Genomic DNA, 18,362 nt, shown 5'->3' with positions numbered 1-18,362 from the left:
AAGTATTTCGCCTACGACGCCCACGGAGACCGCTTCAAGGTCGTACGTGACGACGAACGCGGACGAGAACTGCAGCACAACGATGGCGCGCGCTGGCTATTGGATGCGGCGGGCCAACTGATCATCCGCCAGGGCGGCGGACAGGGCGTGCAGCGCTTCGAATGGGATGCGTTCGGGAGGCTGGCGGGTTTCGAGAACACGCACAACGAGCGCTGGGCGTATCGCTATGACGCGCTGGGACGGCGCATCGGCAAGCGGGCGACTGAGGCGTGGCATGGCGCGCATAGCCAGCGAGGCTCACAAATCTGGTTCCTGTGGGACGGCGATGCGATGGCGGGTGAGGTACGGAGCGCTTCGAACAAACACGACACAGCACGCTTCTATGCCTATCACCTGGGCAGCTTCGAGCCCTTGGCGATGCAAACGAAAGACGCCGCATCGAAGCGCCTGTACTTCTACCAGAACGACCCGAACGGCGCGCCGATACGGTTGCGCAACGCGGACGGCGAGATCGTATGGGAAGTACACTACGGCGTGACCGGCCAGGTCGATCATGTCGGGACGGAGCGCATCGAGCAACCGATCCGGCTGCAAGGTCAATATGAAGACTATGAAAGTGGGCTGAGATACAACCGCCATCGGCATTTCGATCCACAAACTGGAAGCTTCATCAGCAATGACCCCGTCGGCTTGGCGGGAGGCATTAATCCTTGTGAATTCGCACCGAACATCTTCGGCTGGGCGGATCCGCTTGGATTGAGATGCAGCCTCGCTGACGCCATAGCAAACGGACACGCTTTTGAAAAACATGTACTTGATCAAGGCGAATATCGAGGTCTAGGAATTCGAACTCGCGCACAGTTCGCGGACTTGATTCACGATGTGATAAGCAATCCGACTCACGCCCGAAGCTTAAGCAATGATCGAACGGCTTATTGGCGCGAAGCGTTTGGTACGGTTGTCATTCACAACCCGAGAGCTGTGGACGGAGGAACTGCATTCCGTCCATCCGACGGTATCAACTATTTCAATCGTTTGAGGTAAGAATATGGAAATCGTTAGTTCGTCAGTCAATAAACTGAATATCGAAATCAGCCGTGATGAATTGCTCATCATCAATTCGGCTCTCAACGAGATATGCAATGGGATAGATCTTTTCGAGTTCGAAACCCGCATAGGTGCAAGTCGAGAAAACGTCATGAGGTTGCTTCAAGACGTCGGAACGGCACTCGATCGTGCATCTTGAGATTTTTCAAAGCCGCAGATAGCGGTCTTTTGTCAAGACTACTCCTCGTGAAGTGTCGCAGCTCGAATCTGCCACGGCGCCTGCAGAACCTCGATTTCACAAACGGCAGCTTCATTAGTCAGGACTCGATTGGCGCTTCCACCGCGGCTCCATCACGATCAGGTATATGCCCCCTTAAGTCCCACTTAAGCCTCGCCCCTTACGGTAGCGTGCTTCCCGCTTGTCGCCGCTTCCGCCGCCACTTCCATGCCGTCGCCCTTGCATACCCCTTCCCACCCGACGCGTAACTGAACGCGTCATGATCCGATTCCACCTCGTCTTCTTCATCTTCCTTTTCGCGAGTCTCGTGCCGCTCATTGCGCACGCGAAGCGCGCCGTCTCAAAACCGCTTGTGCACGCACGCGCCGCCATCGCCGTGGATCTCGCCACGGGCCGCACGCTGTACGCGCGCCACGCCGACCGGCGCCTGCCGATCGCCTCGCTGACCAAGCTGCTCACGGCCATGGTCGTCCTCGACTCGAAGCGTTCTCTCATCAAGCCCGCGCGCATCACCGATGCCGATGTCGACCGCCTCAAGTGGTCGCGCTCGCGCCTGCCGGTGGGCTCGCTGCTGCTGCGCCGGACGATGCTGCACATTGCGTTGATGTCGTCGGAGAACCGGGCGGCGTTCGCGCTGAGCCGAGACTATCCGGGCGGACGTCCTGGCTTCGTGCGCGCGATGAACCGCACCGCGAAGCGTCTGCACATGCAGCGCAGCCATTTCGTCGATCCGACGGGCCTGTCTCCGCACAACGTCTCGACGGCGCGCGACCTCACCAAGCTGGCCCGCGCGGCGTATCGCTATTCGACCATCCGCGACTATGCGACCTCGCATCACAAGCTCGTGCTCGGCGGCGCGGGGCCGCTGATGTATCGCAACACGGATCCGCTGGTGTACAACGCGGCATGGCGCGTCGGCCTGCAGAAGACCGGCTTTACGAACGAGGCGGGCCATTGCCTCATCGTGATCGCGCCGGTGCATGGGCGGCAGGTCGTGTTCGTGATTCTCGGCGCACCTGACGCGCACGCGCACGTCCAGGATGCCGTGAACCTGCGCAGCTGGTTAATGAAAAACGCGAACCACGCGGCGCGTCGCCGTTGAACGCGCCACCCCGGAGAGCTCCCGATGAAAACGCGGCATGTCGTATCGATGATCGGCTTGTGCATCATGATCGCGGCGTGCTCGCGTCAAGACAGCGTGTTCGCGCGCTCGCCGGTGTTCAGGGAACGCACGGCGGCGAAGGTGTCCGAGGTGGCGGAGTGCATCGCCGCGCGCTGGAAGAACGGCACGCGCGAGTTCAGCCGCGTGAAGCACGACGGCGCCGTCCGGTTGCGCGCGGAGACCTACTTCAAGGGCGTGACCATCGGCGTGAGCGTGCGGCAGGACGCGGGCTCGACACTCGTCGAATACTTCGAGCGGCGCGTCGCCGATCCGCTTTACGCGACGATGGTGCGCGGCTGCCTGAATCCGTCGTAAGCCGATACGCTCACGCCGTGGCGAGCGAGTCGCCAGTGAGCGGACGGTCGTCGATCGGAAAGTGCAGCAGCGCCGCGACCAGGCCTGCGACGGCCGTGGCGCCCCAGATCAGCGAGTAGGACCCGGTGGTATCGAACACATAGCCGCCGAGCCATGCGCCGAGAAACGAGCCCAGCTGATGGCTCAGGAACACGACACCGAACAGCGTCCCGAGATGGCGCGTGCCGAACACCTTCGCGATCAGGCCGTTGGTGAGCGGCACGGTGCCGAGCCAAGTCAGGCCCATGACGGCGGCGAACAGCACCACTGAGACGCTCGTCGTCGGCAACAGCACGAACAGCGCGATGGTGCCGCCGCGGATCAGATAGAGCCACGCCAGCACATGATGTTGCCGCCAGCGTCCGCCGAGCCAGCCGCATCCCCAGCTGCCGATCATGTTGAAGAAGCCGATGAGCGCGAGCGCCGTCGCGCCGAGTCCCACCGGCATGTGACAGAGCAGCAGATAGCCGGGCAGGTGCGTCGCGATGAACGCGAGCTGGAAGCCGCAGGTGAAGAAGCCGAGCGTCAGCAGCCGGTAGCCGCGATGGCGCGCCGCGTAAGCCAGTGTCTCGCGCAGCGGCAATGCCGCGGGCTGCGTCTGAACCTGCCCCTTGCGCCTCCGGCTGGCGCGATCCAGCACGATGCCCAGCGGCGCGATCAGCAGCAGCACGAAGGCGAGCGCATACATCGATGCCGGTACGCCCGCGTGCACGCGCACGGCCTGCGCGAACGGCACCATCAGCACTTGCCCGAGCGAGCCGCCCGCGCTGGCGAGACCCATCGCGAGGCTGCGGGTTTCCGGCGAGGCTACGCGTCCCACCGTCGCGAGCACCACGCCGAAGCTCGTGCAACTGATGCCGATGCCGACCAGCAGCCCGAGCCCGAGCATCAACATCCAGCCCGAGGTCGCCGCGCCCGCGATGGCAAGTCCGCAGGCGAAGGTCGCGGCGCCGAAGGCGACCACGGGGGCGGCGCCGTAGCGATCGGCGGCGGCGCCCGCGAACGGCTGCGCGAAGCCCCAGACGAGGTTGTGCAGCGCAATGGCAAAGGCGATCAGCGTGACCGGCAGGCCGCGATCGAAGGAAAACGGGCCGATGAACAGCCCGAAGGTCTGACGCACGCCCATGGCGGCGCTCAGGATCAGGCCGGCCGCGCCGATCAGCGCCCAGGCTGCGATGCGGGTGCGTTTTGCATCGAATGAAAGTGACGACATGGACGGTGTTCCTCCTTGCCGGGCATCGTCGCAGGCGCACGGGCGTGCTGACAAACGAAAAGTTTTCGCCGGCGGTTGAGCGCAGTTCAACCCAGCTTCAACCGCGCGGCTCGCTCGGGTCGAATCCGGCCGCCTGCTCGATCAGCCAGGCCTTGAACGCGGCGAGATCGGCGCGCTCGCCGGCCTGCGGCGTGTCGCACAGCCAGTAGGCGGTCTGCGTTTCGACCACCTTCTCCGATGCCTGCACCAGCGTGCCCTGCGCCAGTTCGCGCTCGACCAGCGGCAGCCGGCCGATCACCACGCCCAGTCCGGCTGCCGCCGCCTCGAAGCCCAGTTGCACGGTGTCGAAGCGCAGGCCCCCGCGCAGATCGAGCCCCGCCATGCCCGCGCCATCGAGCCACGCCTGCCAGTCCTGGCTGGCGGTATCGACGTGGATCAGTGTCGCGCGCGTGAGATCCGGTGCGTCGCCGCTGGCGGCGAGCATCGCGCGGTATGCGGGGCTGCACAGCGGCACGAGCCGCTCGCCGAACAGGCGCAGCCACGCGGCGCCGTCCACCGGGCCGCGGCTCAGGCGCAGGCCGAAATCGAAGCCATCGACGGGAAAGCCCGCCTGCCGCCGCGACGTATCGATGCTCACGTCGATTTCGGGCCAGCGCGCACGGAAATCGCCGAGACGCGGCACCAGCCAGCGGGCGGCGAGCGTCGGCGCGCAGGTGACGGAGATGGAGCGGCGGTTGCGCCGGTCGGGCAGCGAACGGGTGCCGATGGCGATCAGCGAAAACGCCTCGGCGATATACGGAAGATAGAGCTCGCCGGCCGCGCTGAGCGACAGGCCGCGCGGCTCGCGCACGAACAGTTCGACGCCGAGCATGTCCTCCAGCGCGCCGATGCCGTGACTCACGGCGCCCGGCGTCACGTTCAGTTCGGCGGCGGCGAGCTTGAAGCTGCGATGACGCGCGGCGCACTCGAAGAGGCGCAGCGCATTGAGCGGAGGCAGGCGAAGGGGCATGGAAGACCGGGAGCGACGGCGTTGCCGCCTAGTGTGCCATCGCTCCGTTCGGGCCGCCCGCCGATGCGGCGCTTACGCCGCCAGCGCTTCGTCGTCGCTTTCGAGATTGGCGAGCGAATCCGCATGCTCGCGGATCAGCCGGTACACCGTTTCGCCCGGCACGGTCTCCTCGTCGAGCAACTGCTCGGCGATCGACCGCAGGACCGGCGCGTTCGCCTGCAACAGCGCGAAACACGCATCGTTGAGCTCGTGCAGCAGCGCGTTCGCGTGTTCGATCGAGTTCTTCAGCTGCAGCCCCGCGTACTGCTGCGGCAGCGCCGCGAGACTGAAGAGGTTGCCTTCGCTGTTGAAGCCGTGCTTCGACACCATGTCGAGCCCGATGCGCGACGCTTCCTGCAAGTCATGTGCGGCGCCGCTCGATGCTTCGTTGAACATCAGCAGTTCGGCGTTGCGTCCGCCGAGCAGCACCTGGATCTCGTTGCGCAATTCCGTCTCGCGATACAGATGCTTGTCCTGCATCTTTGTGATCAGCGCGACGCCAAGCGCGCCGCCGCGCGGCAGGATCGTGACTTCCTCCAGCACGCCGGTGCCGAGCAGCGCCGCCACGAGTCCATGGCCCGCCTCGTGCACCGCAATGCGCGTGCGTTCGTCGTCGGACAGCGCGCGTTCCGCGCCGTTGATGTCGCCGATCCGCGCGATCTTGATTGCTTCCAGGAAGTGCGCGGCCGCGACTTCCCGCGTGCCGGCCTTGCGCGCGACGAGGCCCGCCTGGTTGACGATCATCGCGAGCGACGCCGGCGAGAGACCCGTCGTGAGCCGCGCGAGCTGTTCGAAGTCGATGTCGTCGCTCTTCTTTTTCAGGCTGTCCGCATAGAAGCGCAGGATCTCGGAGCGGTCTTCGAGGCTCGGCAGGCGCACCTGCACCGTGCGGTCGAAGCGACCGGGACGGCGCAGCGCTTCGTCGAGATTGTCCGGATGGTTGGTCGCCGCGACGATGATCACGCCTTCATTCGACGCAAAACCGTCCATCTCCGCGAGCAGCTGGTTGATGATGCGGTTGCTTTCCGCCTCGACCGGGCCGCCGCCCGTGTCGGTGCGCTTGCCGAGGCCGTCGGCTTCGTCGATGAAGATGACGGTCGGCGCATTCTTGCGCGCCAGTTCGAACAGATGCTTGACCTTCTGGATGCCGACGCCGTAGTACTTCGCGCTGAAGTAACTGCCCGTGATGGCGATGAAGTTCGCGCCGCATTCGCCCGCCAGCGCCTGCGCCAGCCGCGTCTTGCCGACGCCCGGACCGCCCGTCATCAGGATGCCGCACGGCGCGCGCACGCCCATGCCGGTGAACTGCGCGGGCTCGGAAAGCCAGGCGCGGACGTCGGTGAGCGCGGCTTTCGCCTCGCCGGCGCCGATCACGTCGTCGAAGCGCAGCGTCGGCGACTTGCCGAGCAACTGCGCGCCGCCGCGCATCTCGCGGCGCATGAACCACAGCAGGCCGCCGATCATCAGCAGCGGCAGCAGCAGGCTCAGCGCATCGCGCGAGCGGTCGAACATTTCGCTCCATTGCGCCGTGCCCGTGCGTACCTCCGCGTCCGGCAGCCAGACCAGCTGATAGGGCGTGGCGCTGCCGGGCTTCAGGTCGCCGAGCAGCAGGGAATTCGAGAACGCGCCGTTGTGATCGGCGACATAGTATTTGTCGCCCTTGAGCGTCGAGACGAGGATCGCCTCGCGGCTCACGCCGATGGCGGCCACCTGGCCGGCGCGGATATCGGCGAGCATGGCGGATGCATCCTTCTCCTGATGCGACCACGCCGACGCGTCATGCCGCATCTGGTGCGCGACGCCGGTCAGGGCAGCGGCCGAGGGCGCTGCGAGGCGCTGTTCGTGCCGCCAATGGACAAAGCCCACGGTGGCCACGAGCGCGACGGCAAGCACGCCGCACGCGACAAGGCGGCCGACGCGCGACCGCAGCGAATTCCTTACCGATTTCATCAATTCGTTCCTAATGGGGCCGCGAGGGCGCCGCACTCAAAGCTTTCGTCGGGGACTGAGACATCCGGGCATGCCGGACTCGTCACGGTGGCGGGATGCCTGCCGTACGCGCCAGGACTCGTATGGCGCTTCAGATGGCAAGGCGATCGACCTTGAACCGCAGATCGTCAACCATGCGGGCATGGCCCTGTTCGGGAGGCTCCGCTGGAATGGCGCCCGTATTGCATGACCATTCATTAACGCGGAACGGCACGAGGGACGGGAGCGGGCCCGCGCCTTGTCGATTTAACGTCCTGTTTTTATTTAACGGCAAACGGTCCGCGTAAGTTAACGGCCGTTCGCAGGCGGGCGCTCCACGCTCGCAAATCGATGCAGGTTCGATGGCGTACGCAAGGGCGAGCCAAGGATAGCACGGCAAAACTGTCCGCTCCATCCGGTAAGGAATACTGCTTGCTTGTCCATGATTTGCTACAGGCACGATCCGTGCGACAGGCGAAGCGCGGAACATTCGATAACCCGGGAGATACCGTCATGCTCTACTACGCGCTGGTCTTCTTCATCATCGCGATCATCGCTGCGGCGCTTGGCTTCGGCGGCATTGCCGCGGGAGCGGCAAGCATCGCGAAGATCCTGTTCTTCATCTTCCTCGTGATCTTCCTCGTCACGCTGGTGATGGGCCTGATGAGGCGATGACGCTTCGGCTGGCCAGCGTCGTGTCCGCGCCACGCGGCACGACGCTTTTTTTTGTCCGGATTTCCCCTTCTTTCATTTCGCCAACCGTTCGCTTCGACGCGCCTTCCAGTACCGCTGCGCGCGCCTCGCATAGTCCGCGAACGGCGGATTGATGAACAGCACCCATGCGCCCAGCGTCAATGCGCCGCACACGAGAAACGTGCCGCGATAGCCCAGCGCCGCGACCAGCACACCCGATAGCACGCCGGACAGGATCGAGCCGACGCGCGATGCATTGAAGAACAAGGCAGTCGCCGCGCCCGGACTGCGCGGCATCAGGTCCTGCATGTAGGTCATGCCGAGGCAGGACGTCACCGACACCACGAAGGCGCTGAACGCTTGCATCGGAATCAGGATGTGAATGCCGGGCGACGCCGCCACCGCGACGAAGTACACCATGTGCACGGCGGCGCTGGCGGCGAGCCAGCGCTGTTTGTCGAGACGCGAGCCGCGCGCGCCGAGCGCGAGCATCATCGGGATTTCGAGGAAGGCGCCGAGACCCAGCATGATGGACACGTCGATGCGCGTGCCGTGCATGCCGTGCACGACATAGAGCGGCAGCACGATCATGGTCGCACTGGCGGCGAGACCGATGAGCGTCAGCGCCACCGTGGCGCGCCAGATGTCCGCGCGCGGATGTGAGATGCCGGCATGCGGCGGCGCGAGCGTTTCGGTATCGGGCGCGGTGACTTCCAGCAGCGACGACGGATCGCCGGCGTAATGCGCGGGTGCGCTGTGCGGGTCGCCCTTCGGTGAATCGTGCATGCGCCAGACGATCACACCGCATGCCGCGAAGCAGGCCGCCGCGAACAGGAAGAGGCCGTAGAAGCCCGCGCCCGCCAGCACCAGCGCGCCCACCGACGGACCGAACACCCATGCCATGGAAAGTACCGTGCGCAGCGTGGCGAGCGCGAAGGCGCGCTGGGCTTCGTCTTCGATGGGCAGCGCGGAGCGCGCGAAGGAGAACACCAGCGACATGGCCGCGCCGCCCGCGCCGAGGAACGCGATGCCGATGCTCATCAGCCCCGCGTAGTTGCGCACCAGGCACAGCAGCAGGAAGCCGAGCGCCGATGCAATCAACGCCGCCAGCAACAACTCGCGATGATGTCCGCGACGGTCCGTCCATTTGCCCGCGAAGGCGCTCGTCACGACGCCGCTCGCCGCGATCATCGTCATGAAGAGGCCGAGTTGCAGCGGCGTCATGCCCGCCTGCTCGACGCTGAAGAGCGACAGATAGGGCGCGGTGAACGACATGGCGATGCCCAGCATCAGCGTCGCCGCGGAGAGCGGCAGGAAAAACGGAATGTGGGTGAGGCTGAGCAGGCGGGCGTTCATCGGGCGGGGAAGGGTGGGCCGTGGCGTTCGAAGCGTTTGAAGCGTGCAGGGCCCGCAGGCGATGTTCCGCGCACTTGGCAGGGCAGAGTCTTGCGGGCCAGTGCGCAGTGTGCCCATCGCTGGGCGGTTTTGCTGTAACAAAATATTTGGCGGTGCTTCACGGCAGGGTCACGCGTCTTACTCGTCGATGGCACTCACCTTGCCGATGAAATCCAGCTTCCCGACATCGACCCCATTGGCGCGCAAGATCGCATACGCCATCGCGACGTGGAAGTACACGTTTGGAATCACGATCTGCAATAGGTAGTTCTCGCCCGACAGTGTGCCCGGCACCCACGATACCTTCACGATCCGGCTGGCTGCGTCATCGTATTGACTTGCCGTCACGCTCCCGACGAACGCGAGTGTCTTGTAAATGCGTTCGCGCGCTTCGGCAAGCGTCTGTTCGTTGTCTTCGTGCCGCGGCGGCTGTTGTCCGGAAAGATAGGCAGCGCCGCCCTTGAGATAATCGCAGGCGCTCTGGATCTGATACAGCAATCCCGCCATGTCGGGCGCGAGCCGTGTCGAGAGCAACACGGCGACATCGAACTTCTTCGCCTGCGCGAAACGTTCGGCGCGGTCCAGATAAGTGTCCATCGTCCTGACTGCTTCCGCGCACTGCGCGATAGCCAGTGCATACATTGCCGTTCTCCCGTAACAGAGGTTCGCAGCGGCTTAAGGAGACACCACTCCAGTTGATTAGTGCGTTTGTAACTGATGTCTGCCGGACAACATCATCCATTGCGGACGAGGTGCTCACCAGGAATCGAACGTCACCCGGCTAACGCGTCGTTAGATCAACCATGGCTGACTCGTGCCGTCAGCGCTTGGCTTGGGTTTGCGGGGCGGCATTGGCGCCGCTTCGGCCATCATCGCGCCCGCCGGATAAAGGGTGAGAAAGGAGCGCGCCTCGTCGGTCGATCTGCACGACAACCAGTCCTGATAGGCGTCGGGGCGCACGATCACGACGCTGCGCTTCTCGTCACCGGGCTTGTGAAACCGCGACATGAGCGGGTGATCCTGCGCGTTCACTGTCAACATGGTGAAACTGAGCGCTGTGCCTTCGGGTCATCCCATTCGCGCCACAGACCCGCGATCGCCAGCGGTGAGCCGTCTGCCATGCCGATGCGCCACCGTACCGCTTTGCCCGTCTCATAGCTCGGCTCGTAGAAGCCGATACACGGGATCAGGCACAGTTGCAGCTTCTTCCATGCGCCGCTGAAGCTCCGTCTTTCGCCGACTGTCTCGGCGCGCGCGTTCATGGTGTCGAAGACCTTGACGTTCTCGGGAATGTGCTTGCGCGGCACGATGCCGAAGCTGGCCGGACTGGTCATGGGCGCGCCGTCGAGCCGGCGGAAGATCGGCGCCGCATAGTCCTTATAGACCTCGTCGCGGTAGTCAAAATCAGGCTGCGGAAACTCGCTGAAGGCCGGGAAGCCCGCCCAGCGGGTTTTGTCGCCTACTTTGTCGCTCGTGCACATGCGTCCCCCGGGTCAGATTCATTTACGCAGTGGGCCCGACCCGAGCACAGCGACATACTGTTCATCCATACAGTATGTCGCCCAGATGATGAACCCCTCCGAATTGCCCGACTATCGCTTGCCGGCGTTAATCCGCTTCCGATGGCCAGGCTGCGCGCGCTACAGGAGCAATATCGCGAGCGGCCCATCACGCGGGCCGTGCTGCTCGACCTGATCCGCAGCCGCCTGGTGCTCAACGACCTGTGCAACCAGATCGACCCGATCGAGGCGTCGATCCGGCGGCGCATGCGCGAGCTGGAAACCGAATGGCGGCAGATGAAAAAGCTCGAAGCCCGCATGCTGGCGGAAAAGGAGCGCGTCGGTACGATCGTGGAACGGGTCAAAGACCCGTATGCGCCGGTGGACATGCGAGAGATGAGCTTTCACAACAGCCCGGCCTCGAGCAAGTAGCGTGGCGCTCATCAAGGCACGTTGAGGCGGGACACCACGCGTCCCGGACGCCTCAGAGTTGCGCCGTCACCTGAAAACCGAACGTCACGCGCGCCGTGACGAGCGACGCCGGCTTATGGATCGGCGTCGCGGCGAACAGGTCGTAACTCAAACCGCCGGCCTTGAACGGAACGCCGCCGCGGATCCCGATCACGGCGCCGACCAACTGCGTGCTGGCCAGAAACGCCGTATTCGGCCCGAAAACCCGCCCATAGTCGACACCGGTGTAAAGCGACTGGCGAGTTTGTCCGAGCGGCGCCTGCACCTCATTGCGCCAGTAGAAACCGCGTTCGGCCGCGAGCATCTGCGCGCCGTCGAAGCCGCGCACGGTGTAGTGGCTGCCGATCGCGAGGTCGTCGACGTAGAACAGCCGATCAGCCGAGTACTGGCCGCGAAAGCTCGTCACATAGCGCAAGGGCTGTCCCGTCAGGACGAACGGCATGGAGAGGTTGAGATCGAGCACGGCCATCCGGTAGCGATACGTCGGGCCGCTTGGCTGGCTCGTCGAGGTAGCCGGAATCTGCGGAAGCGGCGCCGGGTCGGGCGTTGCACCGAGGCCGCCCACGCCTTGCCGGTAGCCGAGCGAGGCGTCAAGCTGCGCGCCGCCGAAGTAGTGCCGGTCCGTCAGCCCGGCCTCGATGAACGTATTATTGCGACGCTGGATCTCGATCTCGGTGTCGTTGATGAAGCTCGCGCCGAACCGCTTCGACAGCTGCACATAGGCCCCGAGCACGTCACTCTGAGACCGCCGTAGCACGCGCGCGATTCTGATCCCCGCTGTCTGCGTGTTGCCACTTGAGACGAAGGTTTGCGCGACGCCCGCGATCTGCTGGTAGTACGTGCTCGAATAGCCGAACAGCGACGCCGTCCAGTAGCTCCACGGCACCGCATACGAGCCGGTGAAGCCGTGCGAGCCGAGTCCCTTGTCGTCGAAGTAAAGGTCTTGCGACGCGCCGACGGTCAGGACGTCGTTCAGCCCGAGCGGGTTGTCCAGGCCGAGGCTGACATTGCCCTGGAGTTTGCCCGTTGCACGGCTGCCGGAATTGTCGATCGAGGCGACGAGCGTCCACGGCTTCGAGCGCTTGAGCGAAATCAGAATGTCGCTCTCGCCGGGCCGGTCGGTCGGCTCGATTTTCATGTCGGCGTCCTGGCTCGCGGGCCGCTTCATCTGCTCGATGCCTTGCTCAAGCGCACGCACGTCGAGCAGGTCGCCCGGCCGTGCGGGATACGCAGAGCGCCAAGACGCCCGCGTGACGGGTTCAACGAAACGAATCTCGCGAATCACGCCGGGCATGAGCGCGAACGACAACGTACCGCTTGCGATGTCCTGCTCGGGCACGAGCACCCGCGTTGTCACGTAGCCGCGGCTTAGTATCGCCTGCTGCAAACCCTTCGTGAGCACCGCGATTCCCTCGCGCCCGACGCATTGCCCGCGATAGTGATCCGCCCACTCACGCGCGAATGCGAAGTGATCGAACGGCAGCGCCGACGCACCTTGCACGCGCGCGTTGTCGGATAGCGTATCCGGGACCATCAACGCGAACGTGTCGATGCGATAGCACTGCGCTTCGTGCGGCAAGTCGGGATAGGCCGTGACCGCCGGCACCGTCGAGCGCACGACCGGCGCGCGCACGGCCGCGTCACGTTGCTGCGCGTCGCGTTGCTGTTGTACCTGCTGGTTTTGCTCGGCGTTGGCGCACGGCCGCCGCTTCGTCCGCGATCGCCGGAGCCTGCTGTGCATGACTGGCGAATGACACAAGGGCGGTAAGGGGAAGGGCCGTCAGGCGGTTGTTTACCTTCATGTGGCTTGTTCGGACTAAGAAACCTGGCGCGCGGCGAGGCAAAGACATCGAGGTCGCGCATCCCTTGGGATACGCGAGAACTACTTTAGCGAAGCGGCGTCGGACACGTAACAAGCAATGTCCGAAATACAAGGTCAGACGCTAATCGATCACTCCAGCCCTACGGAGATGTTTTGGAAGGAGGCAGACATGTAGGACTAGCGACACCAAAAACAAGGGAAGTCCGATCGAGAGCAACGCCGTAACCTCTCCTAGAACAAACATGATTCTGCATAAGCCAGCCACTATGAATGCATAAAGAACACTCGAACCAACAGCTATGCTGCCAACTATCGTAATCGTGCGCTCTGCCGCGAGAATGCTTCGCCAATTCATTTGAACCAAGGACCAAAGCTTTTAGGGTCATCGCTCAGCATGCCAGCCTTGCGAAGGTGAGCCGGCAAGTACCGAACAAAGGCTGTGAGCAGAAGCAGGAAGCACGGGATACCAATGGCAAACACAGAGACGTTCTCGCTCAATCCAATGAGCCTTCTGCATATGCCGATCAAGATCACAGAGTACAGACCGGCAGCCGCGATCGAGATGCAGCCGACGGTGCTAAGTATCTGACTAACGGCGTAGAGACGTGTCCAGTTCATCTGAACCAAGGTCCGAAGCTTTCAGGGTGGTCGCTTAGCATCCCAGCCTTGCGGAGATGGCTTGGCAAAGCTTTTGCAAGCCAAATGAAGAGCACAAGAACTAACGGCACCCCTATTGACAGAAGCGCAACATTCTCATTCATATCGAAGGCCAGACGACACAGACCCGCGACGAGGAAGGACCAACAGCCAGCACCAATCGTCGAAGCAAGCGAAACCATTGTCCAAATTTGAACCGTCGCGTAGAGACGCCTCCAGTTCATTTAAACCAAGGACCAAATTTCTCAGGGTCATCGCTCAGCATGCCAGCCTTTCGTAATGGCTTCGGAAGATGCTTCGCAAAAACAAAAAAAAACATCAGAAACAACGGCACGCCAATTACCAACATTGATTCATTTTCACCGAGATTAAAAGCTAATCGGCATAGCCCTGCAATAAGAAATGACCAACACCCCGCGCCAAAGAGGGAGGCTAAGCACACCGTAAACCAGATTTGCAGGGTTGCGTAAAGTCGTTTCCAGTTCATTTTTTGCTACCAGCATTTTGAACGTCATTGAAGACGGTAATGCCTTTCGTGGTTACTCCGTAGAACAAGATGGCTTGATTTGTTCCGTAAGGAGCGGCCTGGCCGACAAAGGGAATCAACGTGTTGTTGTTGATGCGCGGCACTGTAACTCCGAACATTGAGCCGGGGCGATTCAGACCGTCCGCAGTGCCCATTTTGAGCGGAACCGAAACCCTCAAAGCCAGAGCTGCCGCCACTAAGTTCAAGCCATCATAGGCAGTGTCACCCCATGTTGAATTGAGACTGTTGAACCCCGATCTCAGCGGATTCCAGCCGGAAGTCGCAGTTGCATCGTATCGGTTGAGCAAACTCGATCCCCCTTCAATTGCATCGCTTGTGCCGAAGGCGAACATCCATCCCCCGATCGCGCAGCCAACACCGCTGCCACACAATGAGCCGCCGGTGTTAGCAGTGACTATTCCCAGTCCAGTCTTCGCAAGATCCTTTGCCACACCGACCGGGTCGCTCTTCACCATATCCGTGACCTTCTGCCCGGGCGTGTAATTGAACAATCCCGCCTCCTTCTGATTTTTCACCCACGCCAGTTCCGGCCCGAGCTGTGACGCCTCAAGCTGACTCACAAAGTTAGCGTTATATTGCTCACTGCCCGGCGCGTATTCGGCCCAACATTTCACCGCATAGCACGCCGCTTTGGTCAACCGACTGGCCTCGGCCGCATCTCCGTTCGCCTGGTCCGCGATCGTCTTCTTCTCCTTCTGGTTCAACTGCCGATTGTACAAATCCGCGTTACTGGCGGTCACGGCGCCTGCTTCGCCGCCGGCCAACGCGCCGCCCGCGCCCGCGACTATATTCGCCGAGAAATTTCCAAGCGTCTTCGAGCCGGTCGCGTTTCCCACGCTCTCGGCTATTTCACTCAGCTGTGGCGCGAATCCCGCCGCCACGCCTGCGCCCGCTGCACCGCCTGCTGCCGTGTCGATGCCGCCGCCACCTAAACCGCCAATCAAGCCGCCGCCGATGACGTGCGCGATCACCCGGTCCCTTCCGCCCTCGGCCGTTGCATCGGCTGTCGCCTGATCGTGATCGGTGATTGCCAGCGCATGCTTTATATCAAAGTACGCGCCAATGCCTTGCGCGACCACTTGACCCGCCGCCTGTGCGGCCTGCATCGTGTCGGCCTGTTGGTTCAGTATCTCGTTCACGTCGGGCGTGCTCGCTACCGTGCCGTTCGTGTTCGTCGTGTCGCGGCTCAGGCTCGCAATGTCTTGCGCCTGATGAGCGTCATCGGTCAACGTGATCGTGCCCGGGCTGATCGCGCTGCGCGTGGTCGCGCTCTGGTCGCCGTTCTCATGCTGGCCGATCATCGGCACCGGGCCGCCCGAGCCCGGCACTGAAGCAGTGCCGACAGCCTTGTCGGAGCTCGGACCCGGCGACAGGCCCACCGATCCGCCAACACTGTTCGCCGAATAGTGCGAGTGGTTGCCGACGTCCGCGAACGTCAGCGTACCGGTGGACAGACTGTTCTTCGCCGCGTCATCCGCCCCCGCGATGACCGCCCCCGTGAGCGCCGTATTGCCTTTGACCGACACGTCAAAGCCGCCGTCGCCCGCAACCAGCCCCGCCTGTTCCTTGACCTGCGCGTAGCTGCCATCCGCATGGCCGTTCTGTGCGCTGAAGCTCGCGCCGCCGCCGCTCTGACTGATCGCAAAGCCGCCGCCGGCGCTGCTCTGGTGCGCCGCGCTGACGGTCGTATCCTGCACGCTCGCGATGTTCAGGTTGCCGCCGACGTCCGCCGCGATATGTCTTCCGGCGATCTGTGAGCCAATCACGTTCGTATCGCCGCCTGAGACGATCGCGACGCTATTAGCGCCCGTTACGTGCGACGCGTTCTGAATCGCTGCGTCGCTGTTGGCGTCGCCGTGCGCGTTCGCCATCGCCGCCGATATGCCGAAACCGTTCGTGCCGACCGACACGCCGACGCTCGCGCTCTTGCTGCTGTTGGAGCTGCGCGTCGACGCCGTGTCGGTCGTGTTGACGACGTTCACCTGATCCTGCGCGGCGAGCAACACGTCGCTTGCGCTGATGTTCGAGCCGGCGATGTTCAGGTTTCGCTCGGCTGCCACGAATGCCGCCGAGCCGCCGGCGTTCACGGTTGAGCCGCGATGGATTGTCTGCGTCTCACTCGAAACGCTGTAGCTGCTGCTCGAATCGTGTCGGCCTGCTAGTTCAGAATTCAGCAGACCATCACAGGGCATTGACCGAACTTCGTCGTAACGACATATGACTCAAATCCATTGACTTCCGGCAGGATTCGAAGTCGCAGCGCGTTGTCGAAAGAAATTGATAGAACCGATTCGCTGTCGAATTCAGCACTGGAAACTCGATGATTTAGCATGTCGAATAGCAGCGTTGAGCTCCTAAGATGCTCGCCGTGTCCATGTTGCAGGTCTGAACCATGAATTCGCTCGAACGGGCATTGGATCAGGATTTGCGAGCCGTTAGAGAAAGTAAGCACCATCGAACCAACACCAATTGTCACTCCAGTAAGCAGGCCTTCGCGCAACTCATTCAAATCTTTCTCTTCTATCATGATGTCCTCTCTAGCGTTTCGGCGGCAATGAGTTGGGCGGGAGCGGAATATGCGTGTCCCCCTTCGTTCCTGTTCCGCCTGTGGCGGGATTGATCGGTTGGCCGTCCCTTACCGAAATCCAGTAACCTTCTTGCAGGCCGGGCACGGGCGTCGTTCCCGGAGGCATTACGCGAATGTACGTACTTCCCGGCGCGCTCGGGTCTGTTCCCGGCGGGTAGTAGATGGTACTTCCGGGCGATCTACCGTCACGGCTTTCCCAACTTGAAGGGATAATCGGTGCTTGCGGCGGATTTGAGAACGGTTGCAGATTTACTGGAATCTTCGGCGTTCCGCCAAGCGCCCCAACCGGCGGCCGCAAGGTCGCCGCTCCATTGTCCGCTTGCTGAATGCTTCTCTGCCCAAGCGCCGCCCGCTCTTGGTCCAGAATCTTGCGAAGTTCCTTCTGGTCCTTCGCCGCCTGCGTCTCGTTCTTGTCGTTCTGCTGGTTGTACAGGTTCAGGCTCGACGCCGTAGCCGCGCCTGCCGGTCCGCCGATGAGAACGCCGCCGACGCCGTTCACTACGTTGCCCGTCAAGTTGCCGACCAACCCACCGCCTACGCTGTCAGCAAACGCTCGGGTATGGCCTCCCATGTATGACGACAGCCCCGCACCCGCCGCACCGCCTGCGGCGCCTCCGATACTTCCAACGCCCAGCCCGCCAATCATACCGCCACCAATTACATGTAAAGCCGCACGATTGTTCAGACCTCCGTCAGACCACGCGTCCGCCGTATCCAGATAGCTCTGCATCGCATCAAGATCGCCGCGGTAGTACGCCGACTTCGCGCCTTCGATCGCTTCATCGCGCCTACCGTCCGCATACGCACCGATTCCCTGCGCCACCACCTGACCGGCCGCCTGCGCCGCCTGCATCGTGTCGGCTTGCTTGTTCAGGATCTCGTTCACGTCGGGCGTGGTTGCGACTGTCCCGTTCGTGTTCGTCATGTCGCGACTCAGGCTCGCGATGTCCTGCGCCTGATGATCGCTGTCGGTCAACATGATCGTGCCCGGGCTGATCGCGCTACGCGTCGTCGAACTCTGATCGCCGTTCTCATGCTGGCCGATCATCGGCACCGGCCCGCCCGAGCCCGGCACTGAAGCAGTGCCGACAGCCTTTTCGGAGCTCGGACCCGGCGACAAGCCCACCGATCCGCCGATACTGTTCGCCGAATAGTGCGAGTGGTTGCCGACGTCCGCGAACGTCAGCGTACCGGTGGACAGACTGTTCTTCGCTGCGTCGTCCGCCCCTGCGATGACCGCGCCTATGAGCGCCGTATTGCCTTTGACCGAGACGTCAAAGCCGCCGTCGCCCGCAACCAGCCCCGCCTGTTCCTTGACCTGCGCGTAGCTGCCATCCGCATGGCCGTTCTGTGCGCTGAAGCTCGCGCCGCCACCGCTCTGACTGATCGCAAAGCCGCCGCCGGCGCTGCTCTGGTGCGCCGCGCTGACGGTCGTATCCTGCACGCTCGCAATGTTCAGATTGCCACCGACGTCCGCCGCGATCTGTCTTCCGGCGATCTGCGAGCCGATCACGTTTGTATCGCCGCCTGAGACGATCGCGACGCTATTCGCGCCCGTTACGTGCGACGCGTTCTGAATCGCCGCGTCGCTGTTGGCGTCGCCGTGCGCGTTCGCCATCGCCGCCGATATGCCGAAACCGTTCGTGCCGACCGACACGCCG

General features: G+C 63.0%; 15 protein-coding genes and 2 pseudogenes. 5 read left to right on the top strand and 12 right to left on the bottom strand.

The annotated features are described in order from the left end of the window. The 3 genes from QCE62_RS19430 to QCE62_RS19420 all read left to right on the top strand — a co-directional run. Positions 1 to 1,044: RHS repeat-associated core domain-containing protein (locus tag QCE62_RS19430; RefSeq protein WP_309921897.1), on the top strand; the 1,044-nt coding region annotated here is incomplete at its 5' end. A 500-nt stretch (positions 1,045 to 1,544) separates the two neighbouring features. Beyond that, entirely contained in the window at positions 1,545 to 2,387 is an 843-nt protein-coding gene (locus QCE62_RS19425; RefSeq protein ID WP_309921894.1) for a serine hydrolase, read from the top strand. Positions 2,388 to 2,411: 24 nt separating this feature from the next. Then, complete coding sequence (locus QCE62_RS19420; RefSeq protein WP_309921891.1) at positions 2,412 to 2,762, top strand: hypothetical protein; 351 nt, start codon at positions 2,412 to 2,414, stop codon at positions 2,760 to 2,762. Between the two features lie 10 nt (positions 2,763 to 2,772). On the opposite strand, the gene QCE62_RS19415 is transcribed toward QCE62_RS19420, so the two are convergent. From QCE62_RS19415 to QCE62_RS19405, 3 genes are all read right to left on the bottom strand, one after another. Continuing rightward, positions 2,773 to 4,014 carry an MFS transporter gene (locus QCE62_RS19415; protein ID WP_309921888.1) on the bottom strand — a complete coding sequence of 414 codons (1,242 nt, stop codon included), beginning with the start codon at positions 4,012 to 4,014 and terminating at the stop codon, positions 2,773 to 2,775. 97 nt (positions 4,015 to 4,111) lie between these two features. After that, positions 4,112 to 5,023: a LysR substrate-binding domain-containing protein gene (locus tag QCE62_RS19410; protein WP_309921886.1), complete on the bottom strand. Its 912-nt coding sequence runs from the start codon at positions 5,021 to 5,023 to the stop codon at positions 4,112 to 4,114. A gap of 72 nt (positions 5,024 to 5,095) precedes the next feature. Then, on the bottom strand, positions 5,096 to 7,012 hold the full coding sequence (locus QCE62_RS19405) for an AAA family ATPase (RefSeq protein ID WP_309921883.1): 1,917 nt from the start codon (positions 7,010 to 7,012) through the stop codon (positions 5,096 to 5,098). 531 nt (positions 7,013 to 7,543) lie between these two features. On the opposite strand from QCE62_RS19405, the gene QCE62_RS19400 reads away from it, so the two are divergent. Then, positions 7,544 to 7,705, top strand: a complete 162-nt coding sequence (locus QCE62_RS19400) for a DUF1328 family protein (RefSeq protein WP_035508907.1) — start codon at positions 7,544 to 7,546, stop codon at positions 7,703 to 7,705. A gap of 72 nt (positions 7,706 to 7,777) precedes the next feature. Here QCE62_RS19400 and QCE62_RS19395 read toward each other — a convergent pair whose 3' ends face one another. From QCE62_RS19395 to QCE62_RS19380, 4 genes are all read right to left on the bottom strand, one after another. After that, entirely contained in the window at positions 7,778 to 9,079 is a 1,302-nt protein-coding gene (locus QCE62_RS19395) for a sugar efflux transporter (RefSeq protein ID WP_309921881.1), read from the bottom strand. A 177-nt stretch (positions 9,080 to 9,256) separates the two neighbouring features. Then, positions 9,257 to 9,760, bottom strand: coding sequence for a DUF1993 domain-containing protein (locus tag QCE62_RS19390; protein ID WP_309921878.1), 504 nt, complete (start codon positions 9,758 to 9,760; stop codon positions 9,257 to 9,259). 150 nt (positions 9,761 to 9,910) lie between these two features. Then, entirely contained in the window at positions 9,911 to 10,150 is a 240-nt protein-coding gene (locus QCE62_RS19385) for a hypothetical protein (RefSeq protein WP_309921876.1), read from the bottom strand. Positions 10,151 to 10,152: 2 nt separating this feature from the next. Then, positions 10,153 to 10,599 (bottom strand): SOS response-associated peptidase family protein, encoded by a 447-nt coding sequence (locus QCE62_RS19380; protein ID WP_309921872.1) that lies wholly within the window; start codon positions 10,597 to 10,599, stop codon positions 10,153 to 10,155. A gap of 198 nt (positions 10,600 to 10,797) precedes the next feature. Between QCE62_RS19380 and QCE62_RS19375 the strand changes: the two genes are divergently transcribed. Beyond that, entirely contained in the window at positions 10,798 to 11,049 is a 252-nt protein-coding gene (locus QCE62_RS19375; RefSeq protein ID WP_309921869.1) for a hypothetical protein, read from the top strand. Positions 11,050 to 11,101: 52 nt separating this feature from the next. On the opposite strand, the pseudogene QCE62_RS19370 reads toward QCE62_RS19375, so the two are convergent. The 5 genes and pseudogenes from QCE62_RS19370 to QCE62_RS19350 form a co-directional block, all read right to left on the bottom strand. Next, positions 11,102 to 12,890: pseudogene (locus QCE62_RS19370) on the bottom strand (ShlB/FhaC/HecB family hemolysin secretion/activation protein). A gap of 897 nt (positions 12,891 to 13,787) precedes the next feature. Continuing rightward, a complete protein-coding gene (locus QCE62_RS19365) occupies positions 13,788 to 14,054 on the bottom strand; it encodes a hypothetical protein (RefSeq protein ID WP_309921866.1) in 267 nt (88 codons plus the stop codon). A 770-nt stretch (positions 14,055 to 14,824) separates the two neighbouring features. Next, a pseudogene (locus QCE62_RS19360) lies at positions 14,825 to 16,258 on the bottom strand (hemagglutinin repeat-containing protein); the annotation flags it as partial. A gap of 26 nt (positions 16,259 to 16,284) precedes the next feature. Continuing rightward, entirely contained in the window at positions 16,285 to 16,641 is a 357-nt protein-coding gene (locus QCE62_RS19355; protein ID WP_309921863.1) for a DUF6188 family protein, read from the bottom strand. A 10-nt stretch (positions 16,642 to 16,651) separates the two neighbouring features. After that, positions 16,652 to 18,362, bottom strand: a 1,711-nt coding sequence (locus tag QCE62_RS19350; protein WP_309921861.1) for a hemagglutinin repeat-containing protein, incomplete at its 5' end; no start/stop codon positions are given.

It is taken from the genome of Caballeronia sp. LZ033 (assembly GCF_031451265.1).
Lineage (GTDB): Bacteria > Pseudomonadota > Gammaproteobacteria > Burkholderiales > Burkholderiaceae > Caballeronia.
Note: the sequence above shows the minus strand (reverse complement) of the source record. Positions and strands in the feature narration are given on the sequence as shown.

Bases quoted from the DNA above. Each gene is read 5' to 3' on its own strand.
- QCE62_RS19355 (WP_309921863.1), bottom strand. From the start codon at position 16,641: ATGATAGAAGAGAAAGATTTGAATGAGTTGCGCGAAGGCCTGCTTACT.
- QCE62_RS19415 (WP_309921888.1), bottom strand. From the start codon at position 4,014: ATGTCGTCACTTTCATTCGATGCAAAACGCACCCGCATCGCAGCCTGG.
- QCE62_RS19405 (WP_309921883.1), bottom strand. From the start codon at position 7,012: ATGAAATCGGTAAGGAATTCGCTGCGGTCGCGCGTCGGCCGCCTTGTC.
- QCE62_RS19425 (WP_309921894.1), top strand. From the start codon at position 1,545: ATGATCCGATTCCACCTCGTCTTCTTCATCTTCCTTTTCGCGAGTCTC.
- QCE62_RS19400 (WP_035508907.1), top strand. From the start codon at position 7,544: ATGCTCTACTACGCGCTGGTCTTCTTCATCATCGCGATCATCGCTGCG.
- QCE62_RS19390 (WP_309921878.1), bottom strand. From the start codon at position 9,760: ATGTATGCACTGGCTATCGCGCAGTGCGCGGAAGCAGTCAGGACGATG.
- QCE62_RS19365 (WP_309921866.1), bottom strand. From the start codon at position 14,054: ATGAACTGGAAACGACTTTACGCAACCCTGCAAATCTGGTTTACGGTG.
- QCE62_RS19380 (WP_309921872.1), bottom strand. From the start codon at position 10,599: ATGTGCACGAGCGACAAAGTAGGCGACAAAACCCGCTGGGCGGGCTTC.
- QCE62_RS19410 (WP_309921886.1), bottom strand. From the start codon at position 5,023: ATGCCCCTTCGCCTGCCTCCGCTCAATGCGCTGCGCCTCTTCGAGTGC.
- QCE62_RS19395 (WP_309921881.1), bottom strand. From the start codon at position 9,079: ATGAACGCCCGCCTGCTCAGCCTCACCCACATTCCGTTTTTCCTGCCG.
- QCE62_RS19420 (WP_309921891.1), top strand. From the start codon at position 2,412: ATGAAAACGCGGCATGTCGTATCGATGATCGGCTTGTGCATCATGATC.